General features: G+C 68.2%; 21 protein-coding genes and 1 pseudogene. 6 read left to right on the top strand and 16 right to left on the bottom strand.

The features are described 5' to 3' along the window. Positions 1–133 precede the first annotated feature (133 nt). The 3 genes and pseudogenes from ABSL23_RS00830 to ABSL23_RS00820 all read left to right on the top strand — a co-directional run bounded on the left by ABSL23_RS00830 (position 134) and on the right by ABSL23_RS00820 (position 3,658). Positions 134–1,363 (top strand): transposase, encoded by a 1,230-nt coding sequence (locus tag ABSL23_RS00830; protein ID WP_353633299.1) that lies wholly within the window; start codon positions 134–136, stop codon positions 1,361–1,363. Between the two features lie 44 nt (positions 1,364–1,407). After that, positions 1,408–2,556, top strand: a pseudogene (locus ABSL23_RS00825) (SLC13 family permease); the annotation flags it as partial. A gap of 67 nt (positions 2,557–2,623) precedes the next feature. Next, a complete protein-coding gene (locus ABSL23_RS00820) occupies positions 2,624–3,658 on the top strand; it encodes a flippase-like domain-containing protein (RefSeq protein ID WP_353633298.1) in 1,035 nt (344 codons plus the stop codon). 44 nt (positions 3,659–3,702) lie between these two features. On the opposite strand, the gene ABSL23_RS00815 is transcribed toward ABSL23_RS00820, so the two are convergent. Beyond that, entirely contained in the window at positions 3,703–4,353 is a 651-nt protein-coding gene (locus tag ABSL23_RS00815) for a hypothetical protein (RefSeq protein ID WP_353633297.1), read from the bottom strand. Between the two features lie 127 nt (positions 4,354–4,480). Here ABSL23_RS00815 and ABSL23_RS00810 point away from each other — a divergent pair, with 127 nt between their 5' ends. Further along, positions 4,481–4,975 carry a hypothetical protein gene (locus ABSL23_RS00810; RefSeq protein ID WP_353633296.1) on the top strand — a complete coding sequence of 165 codons (495 nt, stop codon included), beginning with the start codon at positions 4,481–4,483 and terminating at the stop codon, positions 4,973–4,975. Between the two features lie 16 nt (positions 4,976–4,991). Here the strand turns inward: ABSL23_RS00810 and ABSL23_RS00805 are convergent, their stop codons facing one another. The 3 genes from ABSL23_RS00805 to ABSL23_RS00795 all read right to left on the bottom strand — a co-directional run bounded on the left by ABSL23_RS00805 (position 4,992) and on the right by ABSL23_RS00795 (position 8,290). Next, complete coding sequence (locus tag ABSL23_RS00805) at positions 4,992–6,389, bottom strand: PQQ-binding-like beta-propeller repeat protein (protein ID WP_353633295.1); 1,398 nt, start codon at positions 6,387–6,389, stop codon at positions 4,992–4,994. Positions 6,390–6,769: 380 nt separating this feature from the next. Beyond that, positions 6,770–7,879 carry an NAD(P)-dependent alcohol dehydrogenase gene (locus tag ABSL23_RS00800; protein ID WP_353633376.1) on the bottom strand — a complete coding sequence of 370 codons (1,110 nt, stop codon included), beginning with the start codon at positions 7,877–7,879 and terminating at the stop codon, positions 6,770–6,772. Between the two features lie 219 nt (positions 7,880–8,098). Continuing rightward, positions 8,099–8,290, bottom strand: a complete 192-nt coding sequence (locus tag ABSL23_RS00795; protein ID WP_353633294.1) for a hypothetical protein — start codon at positions 8,288–8,290, stop codon at positions 8,099–8,101. A gap of 305 nt (positions 8,291–8,595) precedes the next feature. Here ABSL23_RS00795 and ABSL23_RS00790 point away from each other — a divergent pair, with 305 nt between their 5' ends. Beyond that, positions 8,596–9,942 carry an RNase J family beta-CASP ribonuclease gene (locus ABSL23_RS00790; RefSeq protein ID WP_353633293.1) on the top strand — a complete coding sequence of 449 codons (1,347 nt, stop codon included), beginning with the start codon at positions 8,596–8,598 and terminating at the stop codon, positions 9,940–9,942. Positions 9,943–9,977: 35 nt separating this feature from the next. Here ABSL23_RS00790 and ABSL23_RS00785 read toward each other — a convergent pair whose 3' ends face one another. From ABSL23_RS00785 to ABSL23_RS00760, 6 genes are all read right to left on the bottom strand, one after another. Further along, positions 9,978–10,919, bottom strand: a complete 942-nt coding sequence (locus ABSL23_RS00785; RefSeq protein ID WP_353633292.1) for a PfkB family carbohydrate kinase — start codon at positions 10,917–10,919, stop codon at positions 9,978–9,980. Positions 10,920–11,124: 205 nt separating this feature from the next. Next, positions 11,125–11,439: a cupin domain-containing protein gene (locus tag ABSL23_RS00780; protein WP_353633291.1), complete on the bottom strand. Its 315-nt coding sequence runs from the start codon at positions 11,437–11,439 to the stop codon at positions 11,125–11,127. Further along, on the bottom strand, positions 11,436–11,816 hold the full coding sequence (locus ABSL23_RS00775; RefSeq protein WP_353633290.1) for a cupin domain-containing protein: 381 nt from the start codon (positions 11,814–11,816) through the stop codon (positions 11,436–11,438). The genes ABSL23_RS00780 and ABSL23_RS00775 overlap by 4 nt, the downstream gene beginning before the upstream one ends. After that, positions 11,813–12,067 (bottom strand): hypothetical protein, encoded by a 255-nt coding sequence (locus tag ABSL23_RS00770; RefSeq protein ID WP_353633289.1) that lies wholly within the window; start codon positions 12,065–12,067, stop codon positions 11,813–11,815. Before ABSL23_RS00770 ends, ABSL23_RS00775 begins: the two co-directional genes overlap by 4 nt. A gap of 198 nt (positions 12,068–12,265) precedes the next feature. Next, positions 12,266–12,586 (bottom strand): hypothetical protein, encoded by a 321-nt coding sequence (locus ABSL23_RS00765; protein ID WP_353633288.1) that lies wholly within the window; start codon positions 12,584–12,586, stop codon positions 12,266–12,268. Next, positions 12,583–12,936, bottom strand: coding sequence for a winged helix-turn-helix domain-containing protein (locus ABSL23_RS00760; protein ID WP_353633287.1), 354 nt, complete (start codon positions 12,934–12,936; stop codon positions 12,583–12,585). The genes ABSL23_RS00765 and ABSL23_RS00760 overlap by 4 nt, the downstream gene beginning before the upstream one ends. Positions 12,937–13,034: 98 nt before the next feature. On the opposite strand from ABSL23_RS00760, the gene ABSL23_RS00755 reads away from it, so the two are divergent. Further along, positions 13,035–13,223 carry a multidrug transporter gene (locus ABSL23_RS00755; RefSeq protein ID WP_353633286.1) on the top strand — a complete coding sequence of 63 codons (189 nt, stop codon included), beginning with the start codon at positions 13,035–13,037 and terminating at the stop codon, positions 13,221–13,223. 54 nt (positions 13,224–13,277) lie between these two features. Here the strand turns inward: ABSL23_RS00755 and ABSL23_RS00750 are convergent, their stop codons facing one another. The 6 genes from ABSL23_RS00750 to ABSL23_RS00725 form a co-directional block, all read right to left on the bottom strand. Further along, positions 13,278–14,063, bottom strand: coding sequence for a phosphate ABC transporter ATP-binding protein (locus ABSL23_RS00750; protein ID WP_353633285.1), 786 nt, complete (start codon positions 14,061–14,063; stop codon positions 13,278–13,280). Then, positions 14,060–14,920 (bottom strand): ABC transporter permease subunit, encoded by an 861-nt coding sequence (locus tag ABSL23_RS00745; RefSeq protein ID WP_353633284.1) that lies wholly within the window; start codon positions 14,918–14,920, stop codon positions 14,060–14,062. The genes ABSL23_RS00750 and ABSL23_RS00745 overlap by 4 nt, the downstream gene beginning before the upstream one ends. Further along, a complete protein-coding gene (gene pstC / locus ABSL23_RS00740; protein WP_353633283.1) occupies positions 14,920–15,834 on the bottom strand; it encodes a phosphate ABC transporter permease subunit PstC in 915 nt (304 codons plus the stop codon). The genes ABSL23_RS00745 and pstC overlap by 1 nt, the downstream gene beginning before the upstream one ends. Positions 15,835–15,842: 8 nt before the next feature. Beyond that, complete coding sequence (locus ABSL23_RS00735; RefSeq protein ID WP_353633282.1) at positions 15,843–16,820, bottom strand: substrate-binding domain-containing protein; 978 nt, start codon at positions 16,818–16,820, stop codon at positions 15,843–15,845. 381 nt (positions 16,821–17,201) lie between these two features. After that, positions 17,202–17,969, bottom strand: coding sequence for a hypothetical protein (locus ABSL23_RS00730; protein WP_353633281.1), 768 nt, complete (start codon positions 17,967–17,969; stop codon positions 17,202–17,204). Next, positions 17,966–19,198: a PQQ-binding-like beta-propeller repeat protein gene (locus ABSL23_RS00725; protein ID WP_353633280.1), complete on the bottom strand. Its 1,233-nt coding sequence runs from the start codon at positions 19,196–19,198 to the stop codon at positions 17,966–17,968. Before ABSL23_RS00725 ends, ABSL23_RS00730 begins: the two co-directional genes overlap by 4 nt. Positions 19,199–19,470 lie beyond the last annotated feature (272 nt).

Raw genomic sequence — 19,470 nt, 5'->3', positions numbered from 1 at the left:
CAGTTAAGGCGGATACCCCGACCCTTGAGGTCGGGGAGGAAGCCGGCACTTGATAACGCAATCCACGCACGATGACGATGCTGACTCCCTTAAAATGTATACGTTCAAGTATTTCTAAGGATACTAATGAAGTATGGCGGTTGTCCGCAACATCCAGCTAAAGCTCGACGTTCCCGAGGACGCCCACAGCGTTCTTGATGAGACGTTCGAGCAATTCCGTCAAGCAGCCCAGTACGTCGCTGACGCTGGATGGAGCGGCGACCCAACGGAAATCGAGGACACGAAGAACACGCTCCACGACCAAACCTACACTGCTGTCCGGGGGCAAACCAGTTTGCAAGCCAGTCTTGTCCAATCAGCCCGCAACCTCGCCGCCGACGCACTTGGCAACTGCAAAGACCGCATCCTTGCCGACGGCGAGAAGGCAAGCAAGCCCGAGTTCCGAGGCTCAGTTGTCGTGTACAACGGGCGTACCATCACCTACAACAACGACCATGTCACCCTCGCCACAGTCAGTGACCGTGTGAAAGCCGAGTTCGTCACGCCCAAAGACGAGGAGGGAACGCCGTTTGCGGAGTATTGGACTTCAGAGTGGGAACGCAGGGAAGCAACGCTCCACAAACGGAACGGCACGTACTACCTCCACGTTGCTGTTGAGAAAGAAGTCGAACCCGCTGATTCTAGCGGCAAATTGACCGAGAACGGAGTGGTTCTCGGCGTTGACCTGAACGTGGACGGCTATCTCGCCGTCACTAGCACCGGAGCGTTCCTCGGCAACGCAGACTACCTCAACCACCGCCGCCATAAGTACGAGCGTCGGCGCGGCAATCTCCAACAGACGGGCACTCGCTCCGCACACCTCACCATCAAAAGTATCGGATCACGGTTCGCTCGATGGAGCTCGGACTATCTCCACCGCGTGTCGAAAGCCGTCGTCCGCGAAGCTGTGGAGAACGACTGCACGGCGATTGCGTTCGAGAACCTGACGCACATTCGTGAGCGCATCTCGAACGCCAGTAAGTTCCAGCAGTGGGCGTTCCGCGAACTCCAACGTCATATCGAATACAAAGCCGAAGAATACGGTATTGACGCGGATATGGTTGCACCTGCGTATACGAGCCAGCGGTGCAGTCACGGTGACTGCGGGTTCACGCACGAGGACAACCGTGATGGTGAGGACTTCGAGTGTCTGAAATGTGGAAAGGAACTGCACGCAGACTACAACGCCGCCCGAAATATTGGGTGGCGGCTTGTCCAGCACTGGCTCAAGTCTGGTGCTGGACGGGCCACCAGTCAACTGGCCCTCAAGTCAGGGATGTTGAACGCGAACGGCGATTACACGCCTTCCGCCTTGCGCGGGTAGAGCGGGAATCCACTGACAAGCCTCGGGGCTTGACCCTGAGGCGGTTGACGCACGTCCGACCGGACTCCGCCGCCGTCGGCCAGTCCGTGGAGGCGTTCGACAGCGCACACCCCGACGTTCGCATCCTGCAGGCGCGCCGCGACGGGCACGCGTACGCCGGCCCGCACTCCGACCGCCTCGTCGAGGCCGACGACGTCCTCGTCGTCCACGGCTCGCTGCAGGCGGTCAACCAGTTCCGCGAGAGCGCGGGGCTCGGGCAGCGGGGACGCCAGACGGTGACCGAGGACACGTTCGAGTCGGCCGCGACCGACGGCACGCTCGCGAAAGCGGTCGTCCCGGAGCACTCGCCGTTCGTGGGCGAGACCGTCGCCGAGACCGGGCTCCACGACTACCACGAGACGAGCGTGCTCGCCGTGCGCCGCGGCGGCGACCTGCTCCGGACGGACCTCGACGACCGCACGCTGCAGGCCGGCGACTTACTGCTCGTGCGGACGACGCCGGCGTCGATTCGATACTTCACGGACACCGGCGACCTCGTGGTCGCCGACGAGCGCGCACTCGACCAGCTGGCCGACGCTGACGCCGACGAAATCGCGCCGCTGTCGCCGAAGACGCCGCTGGCGGTCGGGATTCTCGCGAGCGTCGTCGGCCTCGCCGCGCTGGACCTGCTGCCCATCGTGATTGCGGCGCTGGCGGGCGTCGTCGCGATGGTGGTGACGGGGTGTCTGACGACCGCGGACGCCTACGACGCCGTGTCGTGGAACGTCATCTTCCTGCTGGCGGGCGTCATCCCGCTCGGCATCGCGCTGGAGTCGACGGGCGGCGCGGCCGTCGTCTCGGAGTTCCTCGTCGCGACCGGTGACGTCCTCCCACTGGTCGGTGTGCTGTTCGTGCTGTACGCCGTCGCGGGACTGCTGGCGAGCGTCATCACGCCGGTGGCGACGGCAGTGTTGATGATTCCCGTCGGCGTCGACGCGGCCGCCCGGCTCGGCGCCAACGAGTTCGCGTTCCTGCTGGCAGTGATGTTCGCGTCCGCGACGTCGTTCATGACGCCGGTCGGCTACCAGACGAACCTGATGGTGTACGGGCCGGGCGGCTACGAGTTCACGGACTTCCTGCGCGTCGGCGGCCCGCTCCAGTTGCTGCTGGCCGTCGTCGCAACGGTCGGTATCGCCGTCGTCTGGGGCGTCTGAGTCGGCCGGGGGCTGCGCAGGGTCACTGAACCCGATTGTTTTTCGTCGTGCGTGGAGACGTCCACCCGTGAGCGCCCGTCGCCGCATTGTCGTCCGGTTCGCCGTCGCGGCCGTCGTCGTCGCCGCGCTCGTGTTCGGCGTCGGCTGGGAACGCGTCCTGCGTGACGTGCGAACCGCCGACCCGGTCGTCTTCGCGTTCGTCCCCGTCAGCGTGTTCGCGGCGTTGCTCGCGGGGGCGGAGGGCGTCCGGCTCGCGCTCGGCGTTCCGGCGCGCGGCGGCCGCGCGCGAGTCGTCCGCCGAGCGTTCTTCGGCGCGGCCGTCGTCCGCACCTTCCTGCCGGCGGGCAACGTCGGCGGCAGCGGGTTCGTCGTTTACGCCGTCAGCCGCCACGAGGAGATAACCGCCAGCGAGGCGTTCGCTGCGGTCACCAGCTGGGAGTTCGTGGTGATGCTCGTCGCGGCGGTGGTCTGCGTCCTGGGCCTCGCTGGGCTCCCCGCCACCGGCCGGCGCCCGTTCACCGCGCTCGAAGTCGTCGCAGCGCTCGTCGTCGTGCTCGCCGTCGCGGCGGCCGCTGTCGCCGTTCTCGGCCGGTCCCGTGACCGGGTCGCGCGCGGCGTCGGCGGGCTGCTGGCGTACACGCACCCGATTCTCGTGCGGGTCGTGCCGAGGTACAGTCGCCCGGTCGACGCTGACGCCGTGCGCCGCGCCCTCGACACGTTCTACGCGTCCGTGCGCGACCTCGCGAGCGACCGGCACCGGTTCGCTCTCCTCGTCTGCACGGCGCTCACCGTCCGGCTCTGCTGGATTCTCGCGCTGTACGCCAGCCTACTCGCCGTCGGCGTCGTCGTCTCCCCGGCCGCCGTAGCGGTCGCCGTCGTCGTCTCGGGGTTCGCGCGCATCGTCCCGCTGCCGGCCAGTGTCGGACCGGTGGACGCCGCCCTTGGCGCCCTCCTCGTCGCCCTCACCCCGCACCTCGTCGGCGAGTTAGCGTCCGCGCTCGTCCTCAACCGCGCGGGCACGCTGCTCGTGCAAGTCCTCGTCGGCGGCAGCGCGCTCTGGACGCTCGACGTCACACCCGGCGATATTCCCACCGAGGCCTAGCACGCGGGCAGCTCAGTCGGACAGCCCGACTCGCCCCGCCGGAGTTAGAAACCGAACTGCGAGTCGCGTTCGACGACCTCGTACCCCTGCGCGGTGAGCGTTTCGTTCCGGTACCGCTCGGCGTACCGCTGCTGCGGGAGGCGGCGCAGCCCGAACCGGCGGTCCGAGCGGTACTCCACGTCGACGACTGTCTGCCCGTCCTCGCGGCGAACCGTCGCGGTGTACGTCGCCCACGGCCGGCCGTTCGCGGTAATCTCTAGCTCCACCCGCCGCGCGTCCGCCGACGTCGTCTCCGTCCGGGTCCGGACGGTCATCGCCGTCGAGCGCGACCCGAACAGATACGACACCCGGTACGTCACTCCGTCGTCGCCGGTCGCGATCTCGTCCGCGATTCCCCACTGGAACGCCAGCACCGGCGGCGTCGGCCCGCGGAACGCATCCACGACGCTCGCCACGTCCGCCTCGGTCCGGAGCCGCACCGTCCCGGACGGCCGGAGTACCGGCGCGCGAACGAGGACGAGCAGCCCGACGCCGACGACCACCGCGGGCACCAGCGAAGCCACGACGTACGCCCCGACGAACAGTCCGACGACGACCGCGACGACGACCCAGCTCAACAGCCGCTCGCGTCGGTGATACCGCCGGACGACGCTCACCGCTGCCGCCGGTCGTTCGACGTCGCTCGCGGAGGGCACGGTCGTTTGTCGGGACAGCACCCAAATATTCCTACTGGTGGGCCACCAGTGACGCCGAATCAGCCACGTTGCGGCGCGTCCGCATCACTGGGGAACAGTTATTCAGGCGGTCCGCATTCGGGTGCTCATGGCACAGACGCTGCTGAAACTCGCTCGCCGAAACCCCGCGTGGACGTTTGCCGTCACCGGCGGCGGATTCGCGCTCGCGTTCGTCCTGCTCGCACCGGTCCGGGCGTTCCTCGCGGGACGCGGGTTCGCCCCGCCCGCCGGCCTCCTCTGGCTGTTCGTGGTCGGCGGCTTCCTCGGCGGCTACCTGCTCGCGCGGCTGTTCTGGGGGCGCCTCGACGGCGCGCGCTCGCCGTCTCGCGGCACGCTGGTCGGCGCGCTCGTCGGCCTCCTCGCGCTCCCCGTGCCGTTCTACGTGCTCGAACTCGCCCTCGTCGTCGCCCGCGGGAATCCGTTCGAGCCGGTGGCCGGGGCCTCCCCGCTCGTGCAAGCCCTCTCCGATTTGCTCCTGTTCGTCCTCACGCCGATTCTCCTCGGCGCGCTCGGCCTCATCCCGACGTACGGTGGCACAGTCCTCGTCGGCGCGCTGGTCGGCTACCTCCTCGCTCGCGAGTGAGCCACCACACACTCTCTCAGTTCGTCAGTGCGAGGACGCTCCCCCGTTGCCCGCCGACGTAGAGGCCGGCACTCGTCACCTGCAGGTCCTGCGGAGCGACTGAGAGGTCGGTCCGCCACTCGACGCCGCCGTCCCGGCGTGCGAGCGCGAGAAGTTCGCCGTGCCCGGTCTCCTGCTCGGGAGCCGTTCCGTAGCCGACCAGCAGCGTGTCGCCGGCGACCGCGGGCTGACAGAGCCGGAACTCGCGGCCCTCACTCACCGCGACGTCCTCGTTCGCCAGCGACTCGCGGTGCAGCCACTCGAGTTTCCCCGTGGACGCGCGCAACGCGACGACGACGAACTGCGCGGCCTGCTCGTAGCTCGCACAGACGAACGCGCGCTCGCCGTCCGTCGCCAGCGGCGAATAGGCGGCCGCGCCGTCGCCCGCGTACCCCGGGAACTGCCACTCGACCTCGTCGCCCGTCGCCCCGACGGCCAGCGTCTCCACGGGGCTCGTCGCCCACGTCACGTCGTGAGTGAGCGCGACCTGTCGGTCGCCCGTGACGACCGGCTCAGCGGGGAACCCCAGCGGCAGTTCCACCCGCTGGACTTCCGGGCCGTCCTCGGACACCCCGACCGCGAACAGCGAGCGAACGCGGCCGCCGTAACTCGCCCACACCCGTCGGTCGGTCACGGCCAGCCCGTACGGGTCCTCCAGTGCTGGGCTCTCGGTCTGTCGGCCGAGATACACTCGCCACTGCTCGGCGCCGTCAGCGGGCGCGAGCCCGTGAATCCCGTACGGACTCTGCACGTAGACGGTCTCCGGGGTCGCCGTCAACAGCATCGAGAAGGCCGTCCTCGACGTCGACGCGGACAGGTACTTCTCGGGGACCTCGCTCGCGACGTGTTCGCCGAGGTTTCGCCGCCAGCGGACCGTCCCGTCGGCCGCATCGACGGCGACGACTTCGGCGCCGCTCCCGGCCAGGTACATCGTCCCGTCCACGAGCCCGCCGAACCGTAGCACGGAGTAGTCCGACGAATCGCCGAGGGACCGGTTCCACAGGTGGTCGCCGGTGACGGCGTCGTAGGCGTCGAGGCGGCGTTCGTTCTCGAATTCGGCGGATGCGAACACGCGCTGTGGCGTCGCCGCGACGAGTTCGCCGGACAGGAACGGACCCAGTCGGTCCTCCGGGCGGTGGTTCTGCCACTCGACAGTCGGCTGTGTCCCCGCGCCGCGTGGACTCCGTGCCGTGTTCTGTAGATTCGCGGCCTCGAACGGCCAGCTGTCGGCGGCGGGCGTCCACGTCGTCCCGACCGCGTCAGGTGGTTGCTCGTTCGGTCCCGAGTCGAGTCCGAGCGCGCTACAGCCGGCGACGCTGGCGGCGCCGGCCAGCCCGAGGAGTCGAAGTGCGTCACGGCGAGACGTGGAAGGCATCACTGGATTCCTGTAGGCTCACGGTGAAGTATCCAGCGACGGTTCGCAGCGTCGCTCGGAGCCGTGCAGCGCTCTCGTCGGAGCGACCGCTGCCGCGCGACGAGCTTCCGCGGGCTGCCGCGTCGTTGCGGCGGTCAGGGGAGGTAGGTGGCGAGGAAGTTGACGATGCGGTCGAGCCACTCGTTTTTCTCCGGTTCGCCGTCGGAGCCCCTGTCTTCGTCGCTGGCCATGTCTACGGATACCTGCGCTTCGCGCATATTCTCTTTCCCGACGGGGCAGCCGACTGGCACCGTAAGGTGCTACGGGACTCCCTTCGTCTCGTGATTGCGGCGCGGCGGACGTTTCCGGACGTCGCGTCGCGGTTGAGCTGGGATTGCGTCTCAGGGCTCACTGACGCGGAGAACCGGCTTGATAGTCTCTCCGCTCTCGGAGTCCGCGACCGCCTGTTCGATGTCCTCGAAGTCGTAGTAGGTGATGAGCTCGTCGAAGGGGAACTTCCCCTGCCGGTACAGCTCCACGAGGTCGGGGATGAACTGCTGGGGGTCCGAGTCGCCCTCGACGATGCCCGTGATGTTTCGGCCGTTCAGGATGAGGTCGTTGACGTCGTAGCTGGCCTCCGCCCCGAGCTCCGGAGCGCCGATGACCCCGGCTGTCCCGCGCTGCGTGAGCACGTCGGTCGCCTGCTTGGCGACCGCCGGAACACCGGTCGTTTCGAGGGCGTAGTCGACCCCGCCGTAGTCCGCCTGGAGCGTCTCGACCACGTCGTCTACGTCGTCGGGATTCAGCGTCCGCGTCGCGCCGAGTTCACTGGCTTTCCCGAGGCGGTTCTCCTTGAGGTCGACGGCGACGACGTCGGTGCAGCCCTTGACGTCGGCGGCCATGACGGCCGACAGGCCGACCGACCCGGCGCCGAAGACCGCTATCGACGAGCCGGCCTGCGGGTCCAGCGAGTTGATGACGCCGCCCGCGCCGGTCTGAATGCCACAGCCCAGCGGACCGAGCATCGCCAGCGGGACGTCGTCATCGACGGGGACGACGTTCCGCTCGGTCGCGATCGCGTGCGTCGCGAACGAGGATTGCCCGAAGAAGCGCCCGCTGACGCGCGCATCGTTCTGCGAGATGGGGGAGGTCTCGTCTGTCGGACGGGCGCCGCCGAAGTTGTGCTCGAAGAACGACGCGCAGTACGCGGGGTGGCCGTCCCAACAGCTCGGACAGGTGCCGTCGTAGTCGAAGCTCATCACGACGCGGTCGCCGGGCTCGACGCGGCTGACGTTCGACCCGACTCGCTCGACGACGCCGGCTCCCTCGTGCCCGAGGACTGCCGGGAGCGGCGTCGGGTACAGCTGATCGCGGACGATCAGGTCGGTGTGACAGACGCCGGCGCCGACGACGCGGACGAGCACCTCGTCGGCCCGCGGTTCTTCGAGGGTCGCGTCTTCGATTTCGAACGCTCCGCCCTCCTCGTGGACCACCGCGGCCTCGATGTCAATTGACATTTCCTCGGCAACTTCTCGGCGACCGCGCATAGTAATTTGGGCCGCGAGTGCGACCCACGAACGCCGTCGAGCAGGACGCTACTGGAACCTCAGGGCGGGGCCACTCGGAACGAGGCGGAGCCAGCCCGACGACTACACGAGCTAGGGTCCGTAGACGACTGTTTCGACGTTTCTCCGGCCGGCCGGGAACACGTATCTCCGGTGGCTCGGTGGTCAGCGGTTCGAGATGCGCTTCGCGACCACCCACGCGAGGTCGAGCACGACGCAGAGTACGACTACCGCCCCTAATTCGGCGAAGAACCCGTCTGCGATACGCTGGGCGAGATACAGGGCTAGTCCGGCGACGACAACTCTGGAGACGCGGGCCGCGTCCCAATCGAACAGCGCGGACCGGAGGGCGGACATCACCCCGAAGGTAGGCCACTTCGATGATGAACCTATCGGTCAAAAGACATTCTGGAGGCGCGCGAAGCCTCACTCGATGCTGGTCGAGTCGGCGCTCTCCTTCCCGGGGTATTTAAGCGAGGGGTCGCTACAGTGAGGTAACCGAAACACGCGTCGTCCCCGAGTCGGGTGACCGCGCTAGCTGGACGCAGCCACCGGCCGTCACACGCCGCTGTCCGCTGTCGTCGCTCGCGTTCGTTCCCCCTGCTCTCCTCTCTCGGGCGTTCTCCTCACGGGGTACTGGGACTGCTCTGATCGGACCTACTATGGAAATCGAAATCGCGACAATCGGCGGCTACGAGGAAGTCGGGCGGCAGATGACTGCGGTCCGCGCCGGGGACGACATCGTCGTCTTCGACATGGGCCTCAACCTCTCGAAGGTACTGATTCACGACAACGTCCAGACGGAGGGCATGCACTCGCTGGACCTCATCGACATGGGCGCCATTCCCGACGACCGCATCATGAACGACCTCGACGGGGACGTTCGAGCGATTGTGCCGACGCACGGTCACCTCGACCACATCGGCGCAATCAGCAAGCTCGCGCACCGCTACGACGCACCCATCGTCGCCTCGCCGTACACGCTGGAGCTCGTGAAAGGCCAGATCGAGGGCGAACAGAAGTTCGACGTGAACAACGACCTCGTCGAAATGGAGGCTGGCGAAACGATGGACATCGGCGAGGAGTGCGAACTCGAATTCGTCAACGTCACGCACTCCGTCATCGGCGCTATCAATCCGGTGCTGCACACGCCCGAGGGCGCAGTCGTCTACGGCCTCGACAAGCGCATGGACCACGACCCGATCATCGGCGACCCCATCGACGTGGAGCGGTTCCGCGAGATCGGGCGGGAGGGCGAGGGCGTCCTCTGCTACGTCGAGGACTGCACGAACGCAGGGCGGAAGGGCCGCACGCCCTCCGAGAGCGTCGCGCGCAGCGAACTCAAGGACGTCATGGAGAGCGTCGAGGACTACGACGGCGGCATCGTCGCCACGACGTTCGCGAGCCACATCGCTCGCGTGAAGAGCCTCGTGGAGTTCGCGAAGGACATCGGGCGGGAGCCGATTCTGCTCGGCCGCTCGATGGAGCAGTACTCCGGCGCGGCCGAACGCATCGGCGCCGTCTCGTTCACGAACGACCTGGGGATGTTCGGGCACCGCAAGAGCGTCGACCGCGCCTTCGAGCGCATCATGAACGAGGGCAAGGAGAACTTCCTGCCCATCGTCACGGGCCATCAAGGCGAGCCGCGCGCGATGCTCACCCGCATGGGCCGCGGGGAAACCGCCTACGACCTCGAAGAGGGCGACAAGGTCATCTTCTCCGCGGGCGTGATTCCCGAGCCCACTAACGAGGGTCAGCGCTACCAGAGCGAACAGCTGCTGCGGATGCAGGGCGCGCGCATCTACGACGACATCCACGTCTCCGGCCACCTCCGCGAGGAAGGCCACTACGAGATGCTGGAGACTCTCCGGCCCGAGCACATCATTCCGGCCCACCAGAACATGAAGGGGTTCGCACCGTACGTCAGCCTCGCGGAGAGTCAGGGGTACAAGGTCGGTCGCGACCTCCACGTCACCTCGAACGGCAACACCATCCAACTCGTCGAATAGACCGAAGAGTCCTCGCGCTTCGGCGCGGGAAGCCCTCAAAGCAGTCGTTCGATGGCGTCGATGCCGTCGCCGGCGAACGGCCCGACCGTCGAGACGGCGGCCGCACCAGCCGCGTTCCCGATTGTCGCCAGCTCCCCGAGGTCCGAGACGCCGCCGTGGCGCGCGGCGAGGACCGCCCCGGCGAACCCGTCACCGGCGCCGGCCGTGGTAGCGACCGTCGTCGTCGGTGGCGTCGCGGTCGCGCGCTCGGTGACTGCGCCGTCGTCGACGGTGAGCGCCGTCGTCGCTGCCGGTCCGTCCGTGAGGAACGCCGTCGCCGAGTGGTCGCGGGGCAGCAGTTCGAGCAGTCCCGCGGGCGTGCGTTCGACGCCCGCCACCGCGAGGTCGTCCGCGCCGGCGAAAATCAGGTCGCAGTGCCGGAGGACCTCCCGTAGCGCCCGCCGGTAGGCGTCCGGCGTGGTCCACTGGTTCCGCCGCCCGTTCAGGTCGAACGAGACGCGGGTGTCGCCGTCCGCGGCCGCCGCGGCGAGCCGTCGCACGGCCGACTGGTTCACGTCCGCCGGCAGCGTCACGCCCTCCAAGTGCACCCACTCGTAGGGCGCCACCAGCCCCGCCGCGTCGCCCGGCGGCGTGAAGCCGTAACAGCTGCCGGCAATCCAGGCGTTCCAGCGCTCGCCGTCCTCGGTCGGGACCTGCAGCGTGAGCGGGGACGTCCCGTCGACCCGCGTCACGTGCGTCGTGTCGACCGGTCCCTCGCCGAGATGCTCTGCGGCCATCTCGCCGACGGCGTCGGTACCAATGTTCGTGAGCAGGCCGGCGTCGCTGCCCAGCGAGGCCGCCCACCGAGCGACGTTCGCCGCCGTCCCGCCGACGTGCCACTCCAGCCGGCTCCCCGGGGCGACGGCGTCCCCGGCCGCCGGATAGAGGTCGATCGTCGTGTCGCCGACGACCAGAACGTCCCGGTCCCCGTCACTCATCGCCTCTCCCCCGCTCGCTCGCCGGTGTCGCGTGGTGGGCGGGTCACTGTCCGTGTCACTACGTGGTTTCCCTTCGCCCATTTCAAACGTAGTGGTCTGCCCCTCTGGCGCGGGTACACACCGGAGTTCGAATCGGACCCGATTCGCTCTCGCCACCGTCAAAGGACCGGTAAGCAGCGCGACCGGCCGCCAGCGGGGGCAGCGGTCAGTCCTCGCCGTCCGTGCTGGTCGCGAGGACGAGCACGGCGGTGCTGTCGCTGACCGCCTCGGGCGCAATCTGCTGGTCGCCATCGAAGCGGGCGATGTCGCCGGCCGACAGCTGGTGGGTGTCGTCGCCGAGCGTCAGCTCGATTTCGCCTTCGAGGAGGTGGAAGACGATTTCCCGTCCCGGGTGCGCGTGCGGCGGCACCGACTCGCCCGCTCCGAGGGTGAGCCGGACGGTCTTCGGCTCGGCGTCCGGGAAGGGGTTGGCGTGCGGTTCACCGTCGAGTTCGTCGAGCGTCCGAATCTGTGTCGTCATCGGTTTAGTGGGTCGAAGTCGTCTTGCTTGAGGCCCCTCCGCACCGGCTCGTGTTCGGCGTCGGTCGGCGGCGGCGCGGTGACCAGCAGTGCCTCCAGTTGGGCGTCGGCGTCGGCTCTCACGCCCCGGTCGGTGCCCGCCTCGACCACGACGACGTCGCCGGGTTCGACGGCGTGTTCGTCGTCGCCGTCGCGGACGATACCGGACCCGGACTGGACGTGAATCGCGACGTCGCTTTTGGGTCCGTGGACGGGGATGAACTGTCCCGGCTGGAAGTACCCGCAGACGACTTTCATCCGGTCGCTGGCGAACACCTCGACGGCCGAGAACTGGTCGTCGTCGTACGCTCGCTCCGCGTCGAAGTCGGTCGCGGTCACGTCGCATCCTCCGTGCGGCAGAGGTCGCAGCCGATCGACCAGATGGCGATGACGCCGACGACGGCCGGAACGTGTGCCAGTATCAGCAGCGGTAGGACGAGTCGGCCGAGCCCGAGCCAGGCGCCGAGCGCGCGGACCGTGTTCCCGAAAAGCGGCAGCGAGGCCACCGCTGCGAGTGTGATGCCGGCCCGAATGGGGAGCGTCTGCTCGTCGATTGCGTGGTGGAGGTGCTGGAGGTGCGTTCGAATCATGGTGGTCGTTTCGTCTGGGGCGCCCGAGTGGACAGCCCGGAGTCGTTTGTCCGCCGACTCGAATTTTTAGGTTTGCCTAAACACATGCGGATACGACTCTACCACCGACACTCAAAGCCTTTCTCCCGAAGATATTCACACAGGTCGCCCGGTCTGATGGCGCTCCCGGCGTGACTACGGTCCGTGCCGTCGAGCGGCCTACGACGAATCCCGCTGGAGGTAGGGCATCCGCAGCCCGTACAGAATCGAGAGCAGCCCGAGGATGCGGCTGACCTCCCCCAACACGCCGTAGACGAACGGCCCGAGGAGCGGGCTGAGGTACGGGCCGGCGACCAGCAACACGGGCGTCCAGAACACGAGGAAGAACCCGACGGCGACGAACAGCATCGGCCGGCTCCGGCTCTGCCAGTACCCGCGCAGCGCGAGATACCCGACGGCGAGCCCCAGCACCGTCGACGTCACCGTGAGCGCGAGCGCGACCTGCGACCGGAGCGCCGGACTCAGTTCGAGCAGGCTCATCGGTCACGCACCTCGCGAACGAACGCCGTGAAGCGAGCGGCCATCCGCTCGCGCAGCGACAGCTCGACGCTGAACCCGTCCGCGGTCAACGTAATCGTCACCCGGTCGAGCGTCGCTGTGTACACTTTGTGGTGATGGCCGTCGTCGTCCAGTTCGACCGCTTCAGATACCATGTCGTATTCCCGGAGTCGTTCGAGCCGCCGATACACGGTCTGCGGTGAGACCCCGCACGCGTCGCTCAGCTCCTCGGCGGACATCGGGTCGTCGTTCGTTTCGACGAGAATCTGCTGGGCGGTCTCGTCGGCCAGCAGCCCGCTGATTTCGCGCACGTCCTCATTCACTCGTTCCATCGAAACGTTGCCACCCGCGTTGATAAAAGCAAACGCGCAGTTCCAGCTCGTGGAGCCCTGCGCGGGCTGTTTATCCGCCGGCTTCGTAGGCGTTTGGTATGCTCCCCCGCACTGACTCGCGCCTCGGCACGCTCGTCGGCCTCGCCGCAGTCATCGTCGCCGTCGGCGGGTCCGTCCTCTTCGACTGGGAGTGGGGGTCGGGCCTGTCGCAACCGGTTCCGTTCGTCGTCGGCGTCCTCGCGGCGCTCGCCGCGGTCGGCGTCACGATGCGGCTGGTCCGCGACTAACGAGCCCGGTCCGTCCTTCGAGTCCTTCCGTCTTCGCGCCGGCGACGCGGTCTGCTACCGCGTGTCGACGATGGTTTCGCCGGCGACGAACCGCTCGGTGCGCTCGCTGTCCGGGTCCTCGAAGAACGTCTCCACGTCGGTCTTCTCGACGAGCTCGCCGAGGTAGAGGAAGACGACCGTGTCGGCGATGCGCTGGGACTGCTCCATGCTGTGAGTCACCATCACGATGCTGTACTCGGACTTGAGCGCTTCGAGCGTGTCCTCGACCTCCTTCGCGGAGACCGGGTCCAGCGCCGACGTGACCTCGTCGCAGAGCAACACGTCGGGGTCGACGGCCAGCGAGCGCGCCAGGCAGAGCCGCTGAATCTGTCCCGCGGAGAGACTCGCCCCCGGGGCGTCGAGGCGGTCCTCGACCTCGCTCCAGAGGTTCGCCTTCCGGAGGCTCTCCTCGACGAGGTCGTCCAGCTCCGCCGTCGAGTAGTCGTCGTGGAGCTTCGCCCCGTAGGCCACGTTGTCGTAGATCGACATCGGCAGCGGCGTCGGCTTCTGCGGGACGTACCCCACTTTCCGGCGAATCTCGGGGACCGGCCGGTCCGTGTCGTAGAGGGATTCGCCCTCGACGAGCACGTCGCCCGAGACCTCGGCGTTCGGCTCGATGTCGTGGAGGCGGTTCAGCGACTTCAACAGCGTCGTCTTCCCGCAGCCCGACGGCCCGATGATGGTCGTCAGTTCGTTCTCGGCGAACCCCACGGAGACGCCTTTCAGCGCCTCCACGGGCTGGTCGCCGGTGTACGTTACGCGCAGGTCGTCGGTCTCGATGGCGGTGTCAGTCTCGGTCATTCGCGTTGGCCTCCGGGTGTGAAGCGGGCGAACCGTCCCGCGAGCAGTTTCGACGCGCCGATGAGCGCAAGCACGGCCACGATGAGGACGAACGAGGCCGCGTAGGCGTGCGAGCGCACCTCCGCGTTGAAGGAGGTCGCCTGCTGGAAGATGAGAATCGGGAGCGTCGTCGCCGGTTCGAGCAGGCCGCCGGGCATCGAGGTGCTCCCGCCGGCGGTGAACAGGACCGTCGCGGCGTCGCCGATGCCGCGGGCGAAGCCCATGATGACGCCGGCGACGACGCCGGGGAGCGCTGCGCGCGCCGCGACGCGGATGGTCTCGAAGCGCGTCGACCCGAGCCCGTAGGTGGTCTCTTTCAGCTCGGTCGGCACCGAGCGCAGCGCTTCGTCCGTGTAGCGGGTGATAATCGGGTACTGGAAGACGGTGATGGAGAGGATGCCCGCCAGCATACTCGCTCGGGTGCCCGCGGCGATCATAATCGTCAGCACGAACACGCCGTAGACGATGGGCGGCGTCCCCCAGAGGACGTTCAGGAAGAGGTTGGCGTACTCCGCGAACCGCTCGCTGGAGTAGTCCGACTGGAGGTACACCGCGGTCGAAATCGCGAGCACCGTCGAGGCGACCGTCGCAGGCACGACGATGAGCAGGCTCCCCAGCACCGCGTGCAGGAAGCCGCCCGTCCCGTCGAGCATGTACGTCGAGCCGGGCGGCGTGACGACGATGCCGGGGTTCGCGAGCAGCGCGCCGCCGCCGCGCACGACCGTCACGCCGACCACCAGCGCCAGCACGGCGAGCACGATGGCCGTCGCGACGCGCACGAGCCCGTCGACGATTCGCTGCTCGGTGTAGCGGTCCATCAGTACTGCCACCTCCGTTCGAGGCGCCGCCGCAGCAGCATCGCGGCGAAGTTGAACAGCCAGACGACGACGAGCAACAGCAGGCCGACGAAGATGAGCGCCGACTGGGTCAGCGGCAGCGACATCAGCTCGCCGAAGTCGTTGACGATGACCGTCGTGAGCGTCTGCCCGGGCGAGAAGACGCTCTCCGGGAGGACGGTCTGGCTCCCGATGAGCATCGCCGGGACGATGGTCGCGCCGAAGACGCGCCCGAAGCCCAGCAACAGCGCCGAGAGGATTCCCGGGCCCGCCGCCCGCAGGAGGACGTGTTTCGTCACCTCCCACTCGGTCGCCCCGAGCGAGAGCGTCGCCTCGCGGAGCTCGTGGGGGAGCGACTCCAGCGACTCGACGGTCAGCGAGACGATGAACGGCGTCACGATGATGCTCATCACGAGGCTCGCGGTGAGGATGCCCTGGCCGGCGCTGTCCGCGCCGAACGCCGGCGCGAGGTACTCCCTGACGAACGGCACCACGACGATGAGGCCGACCAGCCCGAAGACGACGCCCGGAATCGCCGCCAGCGCGTCGACGAACGTGGAGATGACGGACTTCCACGGGTCGGTGGCGTACTCGGCGAGGTAGATGGCGGTGAGGATGGCGATGGGCGCGCCGATGACCATCGAGATGACGGAGACGGCGACGGTCCCGACGATGGCGGGCATGAAGCCGAAGCGGTTCTGCGCCGGGTCCCACGTCGCGGACGTGAGCAACTCGACGACCGAGTACTGGGAGATGATGGGCAGGGACTTCCAGACGAGCGTCGCCCCGATGAGCGCGAACACGAGGACGGCGAAGTAGCCCGCGGCGCGGAACCAGGCGCCGCTCACTCCCTCCACGGCCAGCCGGCGACGCAGTTTGCTCCCGTCTGAACTCATCTACGCGCTCACGCTCCGTCTTCGAGTTTCTGCTGGGCTTCCTCGAGGCGGCTCTGGTCCAGCGGCACGTAGCCGTTGTCGCGGACCATCGACTGGCCGCCGGTCAGCACCCACTCGACGAACTGCTTGGCGGTGTCGTCGAAGCCGTTCTTCGACGCGAGGAACATCTCGCGGGCGGGCGGCGCGGGATACGTGCCGTCCTCGACCGCGGCGAGGAACTCGTCGCGGGAGCCGTAGAACGACTCGTTCTCGTCGAGCGTGTCGTTGTCGTTGAGGTCGAGCGGGATGGGGCGGACGTTCCCGGAGAGTTCGCCGGTCTCGAAGTCCCAGACGTAGTTGACGTTGTTGAACGCGATGGCCGTGGGCTCCTGGCCGATGGCCTGTGCGACCTGCTGGTCGCCGTCGAAGTTCCCGTCGCTCTGGTCGGAGAGCTCGCTCTGCGTGTAGCCCCCGAGGAACGTCGCCCACTTCTTGTACGCGGCGGAGGCGTCCGAGCGCCCGTACACCGTGATTTCGGCGTCGGACTCCGCGTCGACGACCTCGCCCCACGTCGTGACTTCGCGGGTGAAGATGGCCTCCAGGTCGGCCCGGGAGAGCCCCTGCCGTTGAATCGCGTCGAGCACGGGGTTCTCCGGGTTGACGGTGCCGACGACGGTGTCGCGGAGCATCGGCACCGCGAACAGGCCCTGTTCGCGCTCCTCAGCGGTGGGTGCGCGCCCCATCATCGCGACGTCGACCTGGTCGTTCAGCACGTCGGAGACGCCGACGCCGGTGCCGCCGCCGGAGATGTCGATGGAGACGTCGTGGTCCTGCTCGTACGCTTCGGCCCACACCTGCACCATCGGCAGGGGACCGACGCCGCCGGAGATGCGAATGGAGTTCTCGCCGCCACCGCCGCCGAGGATGCTAGAACAGCCTGCGAGCGACGCGACCGAACCGACGCCGAGAAGCCGTAAGGCGTCCCGGCGAGTGGGTGTTTCGTTCACTACTCGTCGACAACACCCAGAAACGCAAAACCGGCTCTCTCTCGGTCAAACTTTCGGTTGCTCCCCGTTCCCCTCATAATTTGCCGCTTCCTCCCGGGGGACCGTGCGTGAAGTGAGGGAAATCGGGTGATGGCGGCGCGTTATTCTGGAAACCGCCCCAACAGCCGGAATGTATTGCCGGTATTCCGTGGGTTCAGATTGGCGTTAATCGATTGCGCACGGGGAACCGAACGACACACCGAGTATGAGGACTGTCGAGCACTCGCAGTCACACACTCTACGCGGATTCGCAATCGGCTTCGCGCGTCTACTTCCGCACGCCCGAGTCGTGGACCGCTGTCCGGGCCGCGCCGCGAGCACGCTACTTGGTCGAGCCAGCTGTCACCGACCACGTTCGTCCGCGCGCGTTCGGTCGAGGAAGACCGCGATGACGGCGACGTGGACGACAGCGGCGAGACTGCTGCCGACCGGACCGACGAGCGGGACGCTCCCGAGGAGGTGATTCGACAGCCCGACGACGAGCACGACGCCGAACAGCGTCCAGCCGTGGCCGCCGGTCGACCGCCAGCCGGCTCGGAACGCGCCCGGAATCGACGCCCCAGTCGCGAGCAGCCCCGACACCGGCGCGAACCGAACGAGCAGATACACGACGAGGACGCCGAGCGGCAGCCCGAGCACCAGCCCGACGTCGGCGCTGACGCCGACCAGCGCGAACGCGAACGCGACGACCGCGTAGCGGGCCACCGACCCGACGGTCGCCGGCTCGTCGAGCAGTCGGGCGTACGCGTAGACGCTCGCGACGACCAGCGCGCCGCCCCGCAGGAGTTCGAGGCCGACCGTCCACGCGAACCATCGCGGCCGGAGTTCGGGCAGCGCCGTCACGGGCGTCGGATGCCGGAAGACGACGTCGACGAGCAGGCCGAACCGGAGCGACACTGTCCCCTCCTGCACGCCGACGAACGACGCGGTCGGAACCGGGTCGCCTCGCCGCACAACGTCGACGACGGCAGCGAGCACGCCGACCACGAGGAACGCGCCGACGACCCTCGGGTCGCGGCGGAGCCGGTGAGCGGCGGCCGCGAACAGGCTCCCGGTCGTGACCGGCTCGGCGGCCGCGTCGTCGTCCACGTCGGTCTCGCGCTCCGTCATGGTTCCTCCAGCGCGTACAGGAAGTCGTCCGACACCGCGTACAGCGCGTCGTTCGCGAGCGCGACCGCCGACCACGACCTCGTTTCTCCGTCCTGGAACTGCCAAGCGAGGTCGCCGGTCGCCCGCTCGACGCCGACGAGCGGCCCGCCGTTAGTCGGCACGTACACCACGTCGTCGGTGACCGCGGGCGGCCTGAAACTGTCGGCGTGCTCGACGCTGAGCGATGACTCCCACTCCAGCGACCCGTCCGCGGTGTCGATCGCGACGAGTGACGAACTGTCGGCCGTATCGATGCCCGTGTACGCGGTGCCGTCCGCGACCGCGACGCGGGTATCCCCCCAGCCGCGGTACGCGTCGTCGTCGAACCGCCAGTCGACGGACCCGTCGAAGGCGACGCCGAGCAGCGCGTCGTCGGTCCCGACGACCAGTCCCGTCTCAGTCGCCGTCACCGCGCGCACGAAGCCGTCTGCGAGCTCGAACCGCTCTACGCTCCCGGTTTCGAGGTCGATTGCGCCGAGTGCGTACCCGGGTCCGACGCCGACGTACGCGACCCCGTCGCGGACCGCGGGCCGCGTGAAAGCGGTCGCCTCACGCCATCGGACGCGCCCGCTGCTCGCGTCGAACGCGGTGAGTGAGCTGTCGGCGTACGCGAGCACGGTTCCGTCGGCGGCGACCGGTGGGACGCCCGTCCCACCGCGGTCGAACAGGTCGTCGTCTCGGCCGTGGGGAGCCGTCCACCGGGTCGCGGCGACTGACCGGCCACCGACCTCGTGGCCGCCGTGGCCGTGCAGCGCCGTCACACCGCCCGCATTGTGAATAGCAACGGTGGGCGTGCGGTACGCTCGTGCGCGTTCGACGGCCGGCGCGACGCCGGCGGCGTACGGGCGGCGGAAGCGGACGTCGCCGCTGTCGGCGTCGACGGCGAGCAGTTCCTGTCCGATGGCGTAGACGACGCCGCCAGCGACGACCGGGGAGGGAACCGAGTAGGCGGCAAAGCCGGTGTCGAGCGGCCGCTTCCACCGAATCGTTGCGTCCGTAACCGGTCCGCTGGAGGTGGGCGCGTAGCCGGTCGCGCCGGGGTCGCGCTGACTCATCGGCCACTCGACGCGCGTGGTGTCGTCGCCCGTGGACTGGGGGAGGAAGCGCGCGCCCAGCGTCGCAGCGAGGACGGCACCGCTAGCACCCAGCACTTGTCGGCGGGACAGTGAGGCTGTTGTCTCGGGGACCACACTGCAGTGATTCACCGCGGCGGATAAATATGGCCGCGACCGTTCTCACGCTGCATCACGTGCCCGCCGCCGCGCTCAGATGACGCCGAAGTGCTGTAGCCCGGCGATCAGCAGGATGGCGACGAGCAGCACCAGCGTCACCACCCACGACGGAACGTCCTTCCGAATTCGCAGTCCCCAGTCCATACAGAGCGATGCGGGGGAGCCGTTGATATATCCTGTCGCCGAGTCTCACGCCGCGACGCGCTAAACTCGCGGAGCCCGCATCCGGG

It is taken from the genome of Halobacterium sp. NMX12-1, assembly GCF_040435975.1.
GTDB lineage: Archaea > Halobacteriota > Halobacteria > Halobacteriales > Halobacteriaceae > Halobacterium > Halobacterium hubeiense.
The sequence above is the reverse complement of the archived record's forward strand: the minus strand, read 5'-3'. Positions and strand labels throughout refer to the sequence as shown.

Bases quoted from the DNA above. Each gene is read 5' to 3' on its own strand.
- ABSL23_RS00830 (WP_353633299.1), top strand. From the start codon at position 134: ATGGCGGTTGTCCGCAACATCCAGCTAAAGCTCGACGTTCCCGAGGAC.
- ABSL23_RS00810 (WP_353633296.1), top strand. From the start codon at position 4,481: ATGGCACAGACGCTGCTGAAACTCGCTCGCCGAAACCCCGCGTGGACG.
- ABSL23_RS00805 (WP_353633295.1), bottom strand. From the start codon at position 6,389: ATGCCTTCCACGTCTCGCCGTGACGCACTTCGACTCCTCGGGCTGGCC.
- ABSL23_RS00795 (WP_353633294.1), bottom strand. From the start codon at position 8,290: ATGTCCGCCCTCCGGTCCGCGCTGTTCGATTGGGACGCGGCCCGCGTC.
- ABSL23_RS00790 (WP_353633293.1), top strand. From the start codon at position 8,596: ATGGAAATCGAAATCGCGACAATCGGCGGCTACGAGGAAGTCGGGCGG.
- ABSL23_RS00785 (WP_353633292.1), bottom strand. From the start codon at position 10,919: ATGAGTGACGGGGACCGGGACGTTCTGGTCGTCGGCGACACGACGATC.
- ABSL23_RS00780 (WP_353633291.1), bottom strand. From the start codon at position 11,439: ATGACGACACAGATTCGGACGCTCGACGAACTCGACGGTGAACCGCAC.
- ABSL23_RS00770 (WP_353633289.1), bottom strand. From the start codon at position 12,067: ATGATTCGAACGCACCTCCAGCACCTCCACCACGCAATCGACGAGCAG.
- ABSL23_RS00765 (WP_353633288.1), bottom strand. From the start codon at position 12,586: ATGAGCCTGCTCGAACTGAGTCCGGCGCTCCGGTCGCAGGTCGCGCTC.
- ABSL23_RS00760 (WP_353633287.1), bottom strand. From the start codon at position 12,936: ATGGAACGAGTGAATGAGGACGTGCGCGAAATCAGCGGGCTGCTGGCC.
- ABSL23_RS00755 (WP_353633286.1), top strand. From the start codon at position 13,035: ATGCTCCCCCGCACTGACTCGCGCCTCGGCACGCTCGTCGGCCTCGCC.
- ABSL23_RS00750 (WP_353633285.1), bottom strand. From the start codon at position 14,063: ATGACCGAGACTGACACCGCCATCGAGACCGACGACCTGCGCGTAACG.
- ABSL23_RS00745 (WP_353633284.1), bottom strand. From the start codon at position 14,920: ATGGACCGCTACACCGAGCAGCGAATCGTCGACGGGCTCGTGCGCGTC.
- pstC (WP_353633283.1), bottom strand. From the start codon at position 15,834: ATGAGTTCAGACGGGAGCAAACTGCGTCGCCGGCTGGCCGTGGAGGGA.
- ABSL23_RS00730 (WP_353633281.1), bottom strand. From the start codon at position 17,969: ATGACGGAGCGCGAGACCGACGTGGACGACGACGCGGCCGCCGAGCCG.